This window comes from Alkalihalobacillus sp. FSL W8-0930 (assembly GCA_037965595.1).
Classification (GTDB): domain Bacteria; phylum Bacillota; class Bacilli; order Bacillales; family Bacillaceae_D; genus Alkalicoccobacillus.
Genome location: CP150183.1, coordinates 3,682,709 through 3,696,805, shown reverse-complemented (window position 1 = coordinate 3,696,805; position 14,097 = coordinate 3,682,709). Strand labels below are relative to the sequence as shown.

Below are 14,097 nucleotides of genomic sequence, written 5' to 3'. Positions count from 1 at the left end.
AGACAAAACTATAAATCAACTAGAAAAATGGCGAATGATTCTACGATCGAATCATTCGCCATTCGTATTTTTGTATCTTAGTAAGACAAGCGTAAGGAGAACCCGAGACTCCTACGGAACAGAACGCGGTGAAGACACTGTAGCGGTGAATTTTCCGCGGAAGGGGCTGAGGCCGTTCCCGTGGAAAGCGAGGGATTCTCCTGTTGCGGATTAATTGCTAAGTTCGTGTTTTGATATCCACATTAATGCTATGTCCCAGCCTCTTCTAAGAAAATCCTTTACGGTTTGAAAATAGTCTTAATACTACCTTCTTCTTTTTTATCAAACACACGATAGGCTTCTGCTGCGTCTTCAAGTGCCACTTTGTGCGTAATGATATCTGTTGGGTCAAATGTGCCTGCTTCAATCATATCGTATAGCTTTGGCATCAAGTGAACTACAGGTGCTTGTCCCATTTTTAAGCTGACATTTCGAGTGAAGAAATCACCGATTGGAAAGCCGTTTGCTTCTGTTCCATACACACCGGTTAATTGAACTGTACCGAACTTACGAACCGACTGACTTGCCGTAATGATTGGTGAAATCGTTCCAAACTGATTATCGAACTCAGATCCAAAGGTTTGACCGTTTGGTACGGTTCCGTCCATTCCCACGCAATCTATGACAACGTCCGCGCCACCTTCTGTAAGTTCATGCAGCTGACTGCCAAGCTCTGGGTTGTCTTTGAAATTATAGGTCTCCACATGATTCGTACGTTTTCCGTGTTCAAGGCGATGATCAACCTGATCGACGGCAATGACACGTTTGGCGCCTTTCATCCAGGCGAACTTTTGCGTCATTAACCCGATTGGACCAGATCCAAGTACAATGACTGTGTCGCCATCTTTAACACCACTATGCTCTACACTCCAATAAGCTGTCGGAATAACATCTGATAAAAAGACTACCTGCTCATCCTCAAGCTCACTTGATTCAGGTAATTTAAATGAAGTTGAGTCACCATAAGGGACACGTAAGTATTCTGCTTGTCCACCCGGATGGTTACCAAAATCTTCAGCAAACCCAAACAGACCGCCTGCATCCGAATGTGGGCTATTGTTAGAATTGTCGCACTGACTTTCCATTTGATGATTGCAGTAATGGCAATCTCCACAGCTTACATTAAAAGGAATAACAACACGGTCACCTTTTTTAAGGCTCTTAACCTCTGAACCTACTTCTTCCACAATACCCATTGGCTCGTGACCAATCACATAATCTTGTTCTGGAACGATCCCACCGTGGTATAAGTGAAGGTCAGATCCACAAATACCACTTGCCGTGATACGAACAATGATATCTGTATTCTCTTGAATCGATGGTGCGCTTACCTCTTTCATCTGGATGTTTTCTTTACCCTGAAACGTTACAGCTTTCATCGTCGCACTCTCCTTATACCATTTTAGGGGGAGTATTCCTTTTTCAACAAAGATTAAACATCCTGATTTTTTCTTTTCTCGTCTAATTCCTCTAAAAATTTCTTATATGCATCCTCATTGTTTGTTGTATTTGAAATCTTTTCAAGCGTTTGATAGTAAGATTGTTCATTGTATTCAAAGGAAAATGAGGCTTCATACCCCTTTGCGACCATTAAAGCGAATTCCCATGAACAATCGTGGTATACGTCATCTATCGCTTCGACCAACAGACTGATGGCCTCCAGAATATTGTTTGTAATCACGGGATCTCTTTTGGCGTACAAGCAGATGTGTGAAAACGTAGAGTTTAAGTAAAAGGCAAACGATTCCTTACGAATAATGACACGTAATTCATTGTTTGAATCTGTTAAATAAGGTGAGAATCTTGAAACCTGAGAGATTGATAGCAATAAATCTGACAGCTGAAAAATTGCGTTAGATGTTGTGTGTGGGTCATCGTTGCCGAGTGCCTTAATCGCAATTTCTTTTAGTTTGTTAATGCCGAACTCAATATCCTGTACCTCTGTTTTTTTTGAGCCAATAAAGACACGCTTGTTAATCTCATCGGGATCGATTGGATAACGGCCCGTTTTCCAATAGGTGAGTAATGGAGAGCCTTTTAATACAAATTCGCCAATTCGTCTTTCAAATTCGATGACGGTATCTACAGACTCAGCGTATTCAATGAGACGTTTGTAATCAACGATTTGGATATAGCCTGTTTTAGAAGCTGTGATCGTAATTCCTTCACCTTCAAGCTGATCAGCCAAATTTCGTTGTGGTTCTGTTGTACGGTATTCTTCTAAATCTCTAACTAATGTTGTGAGAATTTGTTGCTGTGATTCATCCTTCATGTGCTGCATAATATTTGGAACCTGCATCCAATTAATCGTATGACTGATAAAGATAACAAACGATCCAACAGCAATCAGCATAAAGAGCACGGTTAGTATGGGGATGGCTGAATAATGTGAGGCTACCGCTTCATCCAACACAAAAAAGGTCAGAAGAATAAACACAAATGCCATATTAAAAATACCGATCAAATGACGTGTACGACGATCGGAGATAAAGGTTGTTAGCATTCGTGGTGTAAACTGACCGGAGAAATTTGTGAGAACAACTAAGATAGAGTTTAGCGTGAACGCATTGAGTGTAATAATACCGGCCACAAGAGAACTAACAATTTGTCTTGTTAATTCATAATCTGCCTGAAAAAAATCTGTTGCCTCTGTACCAATCTTAAGATGCATGTCTAAATACCAGGCAAGAACGGCAAAAAGAAAACCGATAAAGCCATAGGCTAAACAGATCAACCAAACATTTGATTTAAGGCTATATTTCATTTGATGATAGGACAGGCTGTTCAAACGTTGGTATGTGCGTTTTATGTATTGAACCGGATGCAAGCGGATCATCCTCTCTAGATGGTGTTGTATCTAGAGAGTCTCTACCCTTTAAAGTAAGAAAAAAACATCAAGTTGTTCACTTCTCTGACTCATCTATAATGCCACTATGAACAAGGGTAAGTTCTACATTTACTTTCGTATCCATAGAGGGATAGGATTCGTACCATTCTTCCATGGTCAACCCTCTGATCCGATTCTTGGCTATAGAGCCTAATGCTAATGGATCAATCTCTAATTCCTGAAATAAATGAACAAGCGAGGAAAGCCTTTCTTGAAATTGATTTACACCATACTGTTCAAGTTCTTTCATACTGTAGGAACGAGTCTCTCCCTTATTATCTCCTAGTTCATTGATAGCTCCTTCTAATTGAACATCGATGGAGGTGACAAAACCACCATCTGTATCCCTCTTAATTGTGTACGACTGGCTAACTTGCACATTCTCAACACTAACGTGATTGTCATCGGCTAGATCAATTTGATAAAACCCTCCTGAAAATCGTTCTCTTAGTAACTTAAGATAGGAGGCTTGCCTAACATTTAGTTTATAGACACATTGATCCTCTTTGAATAAGGCTAAGCCAGTCACCCGGGCACGATCTTTGTGTGGTTTAATCATTGGAAGATACATGTCGCTTCCTTCCTCATAATAGTGATACAACAAAGAGTGCAAAGTCACTTTAGGGAAGATCTCTTCTTCACTTTCTTCAATGAGATCGTTTAGGTATTCATACACAGTAATATCGAGTTTGTAATCCTGTGTAAGAAGGTCATAGACTGATCCTTCAACGATAGCGGGTTTTACATTTCGGCCAATGACGGGATCTCGTTGAAGAATATCTAAAAAATAAAAGATTCCTTGTTCTGCCAACTTATCTTGGAATAGCAATAGATTCATACGCCCTAAAACAAGTAGTTTAGATGACTCTGTTTGCATTTTCTTTCTGGTGATGCGAGACGTGTCTCCGGATGCACTAAATACAACTGCATTAGGAAGTGCTTCTTCTTCACCCGGGAGAATAATTTGAGATCCCGCTACGGTACGAAATTCATCCTCGTGATGAACGTCGTAACCTAATGCCTGTATTAATTGTAGCTCTTCTATTACCTTTGGACGAGGGGCACACCCACAAATCATCAGAAAACAGAAGACAAGTGCACACACCTTTCTCATGCTCTCACTCTCCTTTTTCTAAGAAATTGACTAATCACAAAGCAAATAAATAGGAATGGAATATATCCAAAAAGTACGTAAAATCCAATCGTTGCAGTTATATCGTTTAATGTTTCAACTTTGATACGTCCATTAATCGTAAAGGAAAGAACAAATAAGATAAGACATAACAACCGTAGCCATGTACGCTGTTTCATTGGCATCACTCGTTTAGCTAATCGGCTTGCTGACCATAAAAGTAAGCAGATTGATGGGAGAACAACAAACAGCCACAATGATACTCCTATGTACTCAAAACGCTCAATGACGCCAAGATTTACAGCTTTCCATAATGTAATGGTTGGCCAAATGGTTTGCTGCAATTGAGTTTTACTATAATAAGAAATGGTTAGAATGATCGCAATCATATACATGCTCATGTTAAAAAACAGACCAAGGTGCGTCCATTTTTGCGAAGCGCGGGGATTCTTGAAAAAGGGATAAATCATTAAAAGTACACATAGACCCAAAACATTTAATGCCATGGCTTTTGACCCTTTCACAATATCAAGAATGGAATGATTAAAAATGGGTTCAAGGTTTTCAATTTGAGAGTCACGGAGAGTGAAAAAGATTGTAACGATTAGAGGGAACGCAATGAACAAGCTAAGAACCGCCAGTCCCGTTACCACTCGAATGCCCTTTGTCATATAGCTATATGCAATGGTTATGAATAAGAGAGTGAACACCCACGAATATACATCTTGGAACATCCATGTTTCTAGAACCTCTGTATACGTGCAAATAACGGTGTAGGCGAGCAACGAATAATAACAAATGAAAAAAAGATTTAAAAGGTAGCCAAGGTATGGCCCGAACGTCATTAAGTGAATGGTGACTAGATCTCCATTGCTTTTATTCAAAAGTGTATACATCATCCAGATGATGACATGGGTAGCTAGTCCAGCAATAATGATAGAAATCCACGCATCATGGCCTGCTTTTATCACGATAAACCGCTCAAAACCAAGAATACCAACACTAATCTGCACACCAATTATAATAAAAAAGCTAAAGAACGGTGAGAGTTGACGCGTGATATCTGGATGATCATAAAGTTGCATAACTCTCTCCTCATTCTTCAATGTCAGATTTTTTTAAATGATTTCCTTCTTTTATTCGCTTAAACCTTATTCGTTTCTGCGCCCCCACACTTGCTGGGCGTAGTGATTGTAACCGAAAAGGCAGTCGAAAAAATGAATCTTTTAAGTCTGCAATGCGTAAAGGATAGATAGGGGTTAAATATGGCTTTCCGAGCGAGGTCAAAGCTAGTAGATGACTCAAGAAAAGAGCGAAGCAGGCAGCTACTCCTAACAAACCTAACCACTGAGCAGATAAAATAAATGGAAAGCGTATCAGTCGAATCGTGTTGCTCATTTGATAGATCGGTGTGGTAAAGGATGCGAGCGCAGTTAATGCTACGATGATGAGCAGGATATTGCTTGTTAAACCAGCGTCAACGGCTGCCGTCCCAATTACAATCCCCCCTACGATCCCAATCGTTTGACCGATTTTTGTTGGTAAGCGCGCGCCAGCTTCTCTTAAAAGCTCAATAACGAGTTCAAGGATAATGGCTTCAAAAACTGGAGAAAAGGGGATTCCGCTTCTGGATGAAACGAGTGTATTAAGTAGGTTCGTTGGAATCATTTCATAATGATACGTTAAGACAGCCACGTATAAAGCGGTCGAGAGAATGGAAAATAAAATCGCAAACAAGCGAATGAGTCGAAAAACAGAAGCGATTGGCCAAGGTAAAAAATAATCCTCGAACGCAGAGAAAAACTCAACAAACGATGTCGGACCCGTCAACGCGTGAGGGGAGCCATCTAGTAGCAAAACAACCTTCCCTTCTGCAAGAACAGACGCCACCCGGTCCGGACGCTCCGTGTCAATTAACTGTGGGAAAACAGAGTTTGAGTCGTCAGCGATAAGTTGAGCAACAAATGAACTGTCTACAACCTGGTCAAACCGAATATCTTGAACTCTTTGAGTCATTGTTTGAACAACCTGCTCATCTGCAATTCCATGAAGGTATAAGATAGCCGTTCTCGTTTTGCTTAAATCACCCACTTTATACTCGCGAACAATAAGTTCAGGAATAGGCAATCGTTTTCGGACAAGGTTTAGATTGGTTTGTAGTGATTCAACAAATGCCTCTTTTGGTCCAACCACACTGAATTCAACTTCGGGTAAGCTAACTGAACGCGTCTCAGCATGTTCAGCTGGAATAATAAGAAACAATCCAGATTCACGTACAGACTGAATAACAATGGATCCGCGCATAAATGATGCCATTAAAGCTTTAAAGGAGTTAGTTAACTCAACCTTTTCAATAGGGATGAGATTTCTTAGTTCACGTAAAGATGCATCAGGGTGATTGGTTAGAGACAGTAGCACTTCATCATGCAGAATTTCTGGCTTGATAATAGATGCAAAATAATAGAGTGAGAACGATTGATGCTCTAAACCTTCAAAGTCAGAAGAAAGGTTACAAAGCGCCAGTAGTTCTTCAAAGGATTGTATAGGCTGCTTAGGCGTTTGATTAAGCTTTTGATGCAGACGCTTTTGTTTCCATTTTCTAAGCACGACCATCCCTCACCCCTCAACAAGTATTCTTTATACAGTGTGTGATAAAGGATACATTTATACATTTGCACTGGTCTGAAAATTCCAAAATGATAAAAAATACAACCGCGATTCTCCATTAAACTGATATACTTAAATTGGAACTATTTGTTTTATCTGTAGGACGTCTGAAAAGAAAGGGCTTATATGTATCGATCACTTTTTAAACACGAATGGTCATTGATGTGGAAGAGTAAGAAAAACGTCTTTTTTATTATTTTTTTGTTTCTCTTAATGGCAGGGTATTGCTTCATTGTTTTACCAGATATAAAGAGCATACATACATTGGATCATGAGGAGCTTGAAGAGAGCATAATCACGAATGAGCCTCTCATAAAATCCAGGTTAGAGAAAGGATATACAGGGCAAAATTCATTTACGAAACAAGCCGCATATCATATGTTCACAGCAGATAATGATCGGTATTCTCGTCTTTTATTTGCATACGAAAATGATCAAGCGAGTCGCTATCTTCAGTTGAAAATGCTGGAACCTGGATATGGTATTTCCACTTCAGAATTGTCCGAAATGTTTGAAGGTTCTACCCGACACACTTATCTACAGTGGTTTTGAAGGGTTGACCCTCACCCCTGTAGAAAAGAACTCACCACAAGTAATGCCGTCTGGAATTACAGAGGTAGGCATGGACTTGGAGCCAGGTACGTATCAGCTTATACATGAATATTACGGTGTAGCATCACTAGAATTACATCGCGAGGGAGAAGAAGTGCGTCTTTTTGAACTGATCGGGAATGAGCTAGATAACTCGGTTACACTCACCTTCGAAGTGGGAGATCTCATTCGACTCACTCAAACGTCGAGTCTACTAATGGAAAGAGTAGAATCATAAGCAAGCAAGAAAGAGGCAGGGGCGAGCAGGAACTCAAACATAGCAATAAATCCGCTATAGTGTCTCACCGCTTACTGTTCCGTATCCATGCTCAATACGTCGCTTTGACCACCAACTCTTACATATACCTTTGGATATTATGTGTTAACCATCATTTTAAGAGGAGGTAATGTAATGATGAGGAAATTATTAATGGTGATTTTTACTGTGTTACTAGTTTTAGCGTTTTTATCTTTTTTGGGATTTATTTATTTTTTATTTTATGGCAACCCATTTCTAAGGAACGAACGTATTGGCCAAGTGGAAGAGCATATTGTTGAATATAATGGTTCACTTGATAACATTGATGATATAGATGCTAGATGGTTATCTAGTAGAGGTGATTTTGATATTAATGTTGTTTATAAGGATGAACCAGAATTAACTTATGTTTATCTTTATTCTGGAGGCATAATTCTAGATTCAATATTTGATGGCGAACCTTTTAGATCTGGCGACCGCTTAGAAGAAGGGAAAAATGGTTCCATAGAAGAAGAGGGTAATAGTTAAAATCTAATTAAGAGCGCCTCATTAATCTTATTTGTTATAGAAGTCTAGGGTCCTCCTCCGCTTGTTTTTCAAAAAACATGAATGGCGAATGATTCTGCAATTGAATCATTCGCCATATTCTTATTAATTTTAGTTTTGTCCCAGGCTCTTCGTGTTCGCATGAACAATACCTGTTATGTTTCTACTATTCAAGTGTTAACTGATAATGATAAAACTCAGTGTCACGAACAAATCCATGCTTTTCATATAGTCGTTGAGCAGCGTGGTTATCAAAAGCGGTGCTTAAGCTTAAACGAAAGATTTGATGTTGCAAGATCGTGTCTTTTACCGCTTGAAGTAACCCATCGCCCACACCGCGCTTACGTGCCGACTCGGATACATACAGGTCATTTAAGATAAAGGCTTTTTGCATAGCAATAGATGAAAAGGTCGGATAAAGTTGAGCAAATCCGAGATAGTCATGACCATCCTTTGCAACAATGATAATCGAATCTTGATTTGTTAGACGTTCCTGTATGTAAGAGGTAGCTCCGGTCAAATCGGTTTTCTGTTGGTAAAACTCACGGTAGTTGTTGAATAAGTGTGAAACTGCTTTTAGGTCTTCGAGTGTAGCGTGATAAACGTCCATAATCTCCCCCTATAAAACTCGTTTTTCTAAGTGTATAGAAAAAGTAAGAAAATAACAATAAGTAAGGAGGCATTCACTATCCACAACATGTAATCAAATGAAATATTGTTTATAACATATCCACATGTGGATATGTTACTGCTCACTAAGGGTTGATGTATGGTTAATGATTGATTCCAAGGGCACTGAGCTATCAAAGAGTTGATCAATCCACAGAGAAGCAGCTCCTATAACATCTGCATGATCTCCAAGGTTGGATTTTACGATTTCAAGTTTTGCTGAATTGGTCTGAATGGAAGCAACCTGAATGGCTGTTTGGAATGGTTCAAAAAAAGTATGATTTGATTTTAGGATCCCACCGGATAGAATTATCCTGTCAGGATTAAGGATATTGACCAGGCTTGACGCTGCTTTACCTGTGAGTGCGCCAGCTCTTGATAGTAATGAGATAGCTAATTCATCATTTAATAATGCAGCTTCATAAATATGCTGGATTTGAATGGAGAGAACATCACCAGCTAAATCTGTTGAGATTGAGGTTAAACCAGAATCGATCTTTGTCTTTAGTTCTCGAACAATGGATGGCTCACTTGCATGCATCTCCAAACATCCTCTGTTTCCGCAGGGGCAATCCAGCCCATCTTCATTTATGATCGAATGACCAATTTGCCCAGCCGCGCTGTGCGAACCTCTAAACAAGCTTCTATTCATATAGATTCCTGCGCCAATTCCGTAATCAACATTTAACGTAACAGTAGTTTCCCCTTCCTTTGCTTGACCAAACCACCTTTCAGCGAGTACAAGCGCATTACAGTCGTTATCAATTAAGACCGGGTAAGAAAATCGTTTTTCTAGCTCTTCTAGTATCGGAAAAGACCTCCAAGAAAGCTGCGGAGGAAATACAAGAATTCCCTTTTTGGTGTCAACAATGCCGTGGAGTCCTGCACCCATTCCAATAATCTGATACTGATCAGGCTTGCACTGTTGGACAAGCTTTTCAACATAACTAAGTGCCTGCTCAGACGTCACATGTTTTGGTAACGTGGTCTGACATATTTCTTTGATTTCGCCTTCCAGATTAATGACGGCTGCTTTAGCAAATGTAGTGGCTATGGTAAAAGCTAGTATATGAATACCATCTGAACGAACTTTATAGGTCGATGGGAATCTCCCTCTGCTTGTTTTGGTGGGACCGATCTCTTCTATTAATTGGCTTTGCATCAAGGTTTGAATGATTCCCGTGACAGCTGGTACAGTTAGTTGACTTATTTTTGATAGCTGAGCTTTTGAGAGAACGCCATGTTCCTTTAAAAGCTTTAAGATCACCTTTTGATTAAAGGTTTTCATTTGTTCTCTGCTCAGCTTTGAGAAGAATTGTGTCATGAGCTCACCTGTATTCTTAGTTTTTACCGTATCATACCATATCCTCATTTATTAAAATAACTTAAATATACGCTTGACTTAATAAAGTTATTTAAACTAATATAAAAATATGAAAGCGTTATCAAGTGGTCCGAGTATAGGTGAATCAAAAGCTTGGAGGTGAAATGGCGATGACTAGAAAGATAGAAACAATCACAATCAATACAGAAAAGAATAGATTCAAACCAGCTTTAACAAACCTACAAGGAAGAAACTCAAAGAATGAGCTTCTCCATTTTTCAAATCATTTTATGATGATCGATGGTAAACCAACGTTTGGGATCTGCGGCGAATTTCACTTTAGTCGGTATGATTGCTCAAAGTGGAAGGACGAACTCCTTAAGATGAAGATGGGTGGAATTACAATCGTTCCAACCTATGTGATTTGGAATCACCATGAAGAAGTAAAAGGAGAGTTTGACTGGGAAGGTTCTAAAAACCTTAACCTGTTTGTGAGTCTTTGTCAGGAGTTAGGGCTTCAATGCATTTTACGAATTGGGCCATTTGCTCATGGAGAAGTGAGAAATGGTGGGTTTCCGGATTGGCTATACGGGGAGCCTTGCCGAGTTAGAAGTAATGATCCAACCTATCTTCATTATGTTGAGCGGTTATATGGTGAGATAGGTCATCAAGTAAAAGGGCTAATGTATCGTGACGATGGCCCAGTTATTGGTATCCAATTAGAAAACGAATTCTATCATGCTGGTGCACCTTGGGAACAAACAACTGGTACGAGTAATGAATGGGTACCGGGTGGAGAGGACGGAGAAGCACATATTGTTCGCTTAAAAGATATAGCGAACGATGCGGGATTAGTCACACCTTTTTATACAGCAACAGGCTGGGGTGGAGCTGTTGCACCAACGTCTGAAGTGCTCCCACTTTGGGGAGGATATGCATTTTGGCCGTGGGTTTTCTACGATCCAAACGTAACGGAGCACCCTATCACTCCTGAATACATTTATCGCAACTATAACCAACCAACCTATAACTTTGATCCAGCATACAATCCGGAGGAAATTCCATTTGCCTGCTGTGAAATGGGTGGGGGGATGACTGTTTTTTATAAATACCGTTTCAAGCTCCCTTACCAAAGTGTTGAGGCGATGGCGAATATTAAAGTGGCCGGCGGGTGTAACTTTGTCGGGTATTATGTGTTCCACGGAAGCTCTAATCCGAAAGGCAAGCTCACCCCATACTTAAATGAACACGCTACACCTAAAATCTCTTATGATTATCAGGCGCCAATTGGAGAATTTGGTCAAGTAAGAGATTCGTATAAACGTCTGAAACGACAACACTATTTCTATAAAGACTTTGAAGATCTTTTTTGTGAAACAACCACCTACCTACCTACAAATACAGACCACATGCGACCAGATGATGTAGACAGCTTACGATATGCCCTGCGAGTGAATGAAGGCAGAGGGTTTATTTTTATGAATAACTATCAAGATCATCTTCAATCTCCTGCCAAGCACAATCTTCAGCTTCAGCTACAGTTAGATAAGCAATCGATTTCGATTCCTTATGAAGGTGGATTTTCACTTGAAGAGGATATCAGCTGTATCTTACCGTTTAATCAAGATTTGTCAGGCCTAGAATTGCTTTATGCTACAGCTCAATTGTTAAAGAAACACGTAAAGAGTGAAACGCACCATCAATACTTTTTCTTTTATCCTTTTGGCATGAAACCGAGTTATCAATTAAATAAGATACAGATCGCAGATATTACGTGCTCTATGGGAGACATTCAAGAAGATGATAGTAGCTGGATCATTTACCCGAGTGAGGCGAGTTTGAGTAAAATCTCTATTCAAACAAATGATGGAATGCGTATTGATCTATTCACAATGACAGATGAGCAAAGCTTAGATTTTTGGTCCTTTGAATGGAAAGGAACGCAGCATGCACTGTTGACTGAGGCAACGGTATTAGTAGAAGCTGACCGAATTCGCTTTGAGTCAGATTCTGAAACACTAAAAATCTCCGTTATTGATGGCATGGTCACATCAGAACTTACTGATCATTTAACTGAATATTCAAAAGAGGGGTTACTCACCGAATATACATGGACGAAAGAAAAGGTTCAAAACCAACCGATCATTGATCAAGTGGATGAGAGAAGAATGAAGCTTTGCCTTACGCAAATGGATTACGCTCATGTAAAAGAATGGCTACTTCGTATTTCCTATGAGGGTGATATTGGTTATGCCTATATCTCAAATGAGCTCGTGCATGATCATTTTCACAATGGCGATGTATGGGAAATTGGTTTGAGCCATCTCTTAGAAAAATTAGGGAACGATTCTCTATATCTCATGATTACTCCCATTAAAGAAGGTCGAGAAGTTAAAAGCGATTCACCGATGGCAGCAAGAAGTGAAGTCGCATTAAAAGAAATAGCAGCGATTCATTCTGTTGAAGTAAAACCAATCTATGAGTTTGAAGTAAACGATAAAAAGGGGCGTGCTAGTTCATGAAGAAGCAAGCTAAATGGGGTCTTTCTTTATTTGGAATCGGTTTATTTGCGTTAACGGCTTGTAGTGGAGAAGATGCGGGAACATCAGAAGACGGTGAAGTCACACTGACTTTATGGAACAGATACCCTGAGTTACGAGTTCCTTTTGATGAATTAATCGCAAACTTTGAAGAGGAGCACCCAGGCATCAAAATAGAGAAACAGGATCTTCCGCTTGGAAGTCATGAAGCGCAGTTCCAAACAGCACTCTCTGAAAATCAGTTACCAGACTTGTTTACAACGGCTGCTGATCTACGTGAGCTCGTGGACGTTGGTGCTGTTCATTCGTTAAATGAAGTATTTACGGACGATGTGAAAGAGCAGTTTTACGAAGGAACATGGGGTGAGAATTTCACAGAGCTCGACGGTGATGTGTATGTGTTCCCATTTGTTTCTCCACAAAGTGGTGCATTCATCCTTTATTACAACGAGGATGTGTTTGATCAATTAGGTCTGACTGAAGAAGATGTGCCAGAGACGTGGGAAGAGTTTCAGGAGATCGGATCCTACATTTATGAGGAATCAGATGGTGCCATTCATGCTTTATCTTGGAACAATGAGGCATGGTCAAATGAAGGGGTCATGAATCAAATGGCCACAGCGATTTCACCTGATACGGCTTGGCGTCATGACTTTAAAGTTGGCCTGCCGAGTTATGCGACACCAGGTTTAATTGAAACGGCCGAATACCTAAAAACACTTTTTGATGATGGTGTGATGACTCCAAACAGCATGGAGGTTGATACTGCAGCAGCTGAGGCAAGCTTTATAGCTGGTCAATCTGCTTTCTGGATCAGTGGGAACTGGACGGGTACTCAGCTAGTACAGTCGAATGGTTTTGAAAACTGGGGAGTCGCTCCTATGCCAACAAAAGATGGAAACCCTTACTACTATCCAGCAGGACGTCAGGTAGATGGAATGCATGTAAATGCGAACACAGAGAATTGGGAAGAAGCTAAGACCTTTTTAGAGTATTCTCTAGATCACTTACATGAAGAGCTTTATGTGAAAACAGGAACGGCAATCCCTGCAAAGATGGATGTAGGAGGGGAAGCACCGTATCCTCAATACGAGGATATCAAGCAATTGCAGGAGGAGCTTGCAATAACCATTCCAAAACCGGAGCAACGAAACTTAGAAACGATTGAATTCCAAAGAGATGTTAGTTCTCGCCGCGAGTTCACAGGTGTTGGAGAGCCTGTTGTAGGATATCTGTCCGGTGCCATTCCGGATATTGAAGCTCAGTTAAAAGAGATGGATGCGACAGCGGTTGAGATCTTTGAAACGACACTCGAAGATCATCCGGACGTATCACTTGATGACTTCATCTTTCCAAATTGGGAACCTTTCACACCATACACGTTGGATGATTATGAGGAATTAGAATAGACCAAATGCAAGATGTGCCGCCAATTCATTTATG

Annotated in this window: 12 protein-coding genes; 5 read left to right on the top strand and 7 right to left on the bottom strand. The window is 40.2% G+C overall.

The window, feature by feature from the left end; translation table 11 throughout:
- Positions 1-278: 278 nt before the first annotated feature.
- The 5 genes from NSQ54_19085 to NSQ54_19065 all read right to left on the bottom strand — a co-directional run bounded on the left by NSQ54_19085 (position 279) and on the right by NSQ54_19065 (position 6,671).
- A complete protein-coding gene (locus NSQ54_19085; GenBank protein WYP26403.1) occupies positions 279-1,418 on the bottom strand; it encodes an alcohol dehydrogenase catalytic domain-containing protein in 1,140 nt (379 codons plus the stop codon).
- A 53-nt stretch (positions 1,419-1,471) separates the two neighbouring features.
- Complete coding sequence (locus tag NSQ54_19080; GenBank protein ID WYP26402.1) at positions 1,472-2,866, bottom strand: DUF2254 domain-containing protein; 1,395 nt, start codon at positions 2,864-2,866, stop codon at positions 1,472-1,474.
- A gap of 76 nt (positions 2,867-2,942) precedes the next feature.
- Complete coding sequence (locus tag NSQ54_19075) at positions 2,943-4,040, bottom strand: Ger(x)C family spore germination protein (GenBank protein ID WYP26401.1); 1,098 nt, start codon at positions 4,038-4,040, stop codon at positions 2,943-2,945.
- On the bottom strand, positions 4,037-5,143 hold the full coding sequence (locus tag NSQ54_19070; GenBank protein ID WYP26400.1) for a GerAB/ArcD/ProY family transporter: 1,107 nt from the start codon (positions 5,141-5,143) through the stop codon (positions 4,037-4,039). The genes NSQ54_19075 and NSQ54_19070 overlap by 4 nt, the downstream gene beginning before the upstream one ends.
- 10 nt (positions 5,144-5,153) lie before the next feature.
- Positions 5,154-6,671, bottom strand: coding sequence for a spore germination protein (locus NSQ54_19065; GenBank protein WYP26399.1), 1,518 nt, complete (start codon positions 6,669-6,671; stop codon positions 5,154-5,156).
- Positions 6,672-6,851: 180 nt separating this feature from the next.
- Between NSQ54_19065 and NSQ54_19060 the strand changes: the two genes are divergently transcribed.
- The 3 genes from NSQ54_19060 (at position 6,852) to NSQ54_19050 (ending at position 8,103) form a co-directional block, all read left to right on the top strand.
- Positions 6,852-7,277: a hypothetical protein gene (locus tag NSQ54_19060; protein ID WYP26398.1), complete on the top strand. Its 426-nt coding sequence runs from the start codon at positions 6,852-6,854 to the stop codon at positions 7,275-7,277.
- 76 nt (positions 7,278-7,353) lie between these two features.
- Complete coding sequence (locus NSQ54_19055) at positions 7,354-7,554, top strand: hypothetical protein (GenBank protein ID WYP26397.1); 201 nt, start codon at positions 7,354-7,356, stop codon at positions 7,552-7,554.
- A gap of 174 nt (positions 7,555-7,728) precedes the next feature.
- Complete coding sequence (locus NSQ54_19050) at positions 7,729-8,103, top strand: DUF3139 domain-containing protein (GenBank protein WYP26396.1); 375 nt, start codon at positions 7,729-7,731, stop codon at positions 8,101-8,103.
- 184 nt (positions 8,104-8,287) lie between these two features.
- Here NSQ54_19050 and NSQ54_19045 read toward each other — a convergent pair whose 3' ends face one another.
- Both NSQ54_19045 and NSQ54_19040 read right to left on the bottom strand, forming a co-directional pair.
- Positions 8,288-8,731: a GNAT family N-acetyltransferase gene (locus tag NSQ54_19045; protein WYP26395.1), complete on the bottom strand. Its 444-nt coding sequence runs from the start codon at positions 8,729-8,731 to the stop codon at positions 8,288-8,290.
- A 135-nt stretch (positions 8,732-8,866) separates the two neighbouring features.
- The gene (locus NSQ54_19040; protein ID WYP26394.1) at positions 8,867-10,114 is read right to left on the bottom strand and encodes an ROK family transcriptional regulator; all 1,248 of its coding nucleotides are present in this window, start codon (positions 10,112-10,114) and stop codon (positions 8,867-8,869) included.
- Between the two features lie 170 nt (positions 10,115-10,284).
- Between NSQ54_19040 and NSQ54_19035 the strand changes: the two genes are divergently transcribed.
- Positions 10,285-12,636 (top strand): beta-galactosidase, encoded by a 2,352-nt coding sequence (locus NSQ54_19035; GenBank protein ID WYP26393.1) that lies wholly within the window; start codon positions 10,285-10,287, stop codon positions 12,634-12,636.
- Positions 12,633-14,063 (top strand): extracellular solute-binding protein, encoded by a 1,431-nt coding sequence (locus NSQ54_19030; protein WYP26392.1) that lies wholly within the window; start codon positions 12,633-12,635, stop codon positions 14,061-14,063. The genes NSQ54_19035 and NSQ54_19030 overlap by 4 nt, the downstream gene beginning before the upstream one ends.
- Positions 14,064-14,097: the final 34 nt, after the last annotated feature.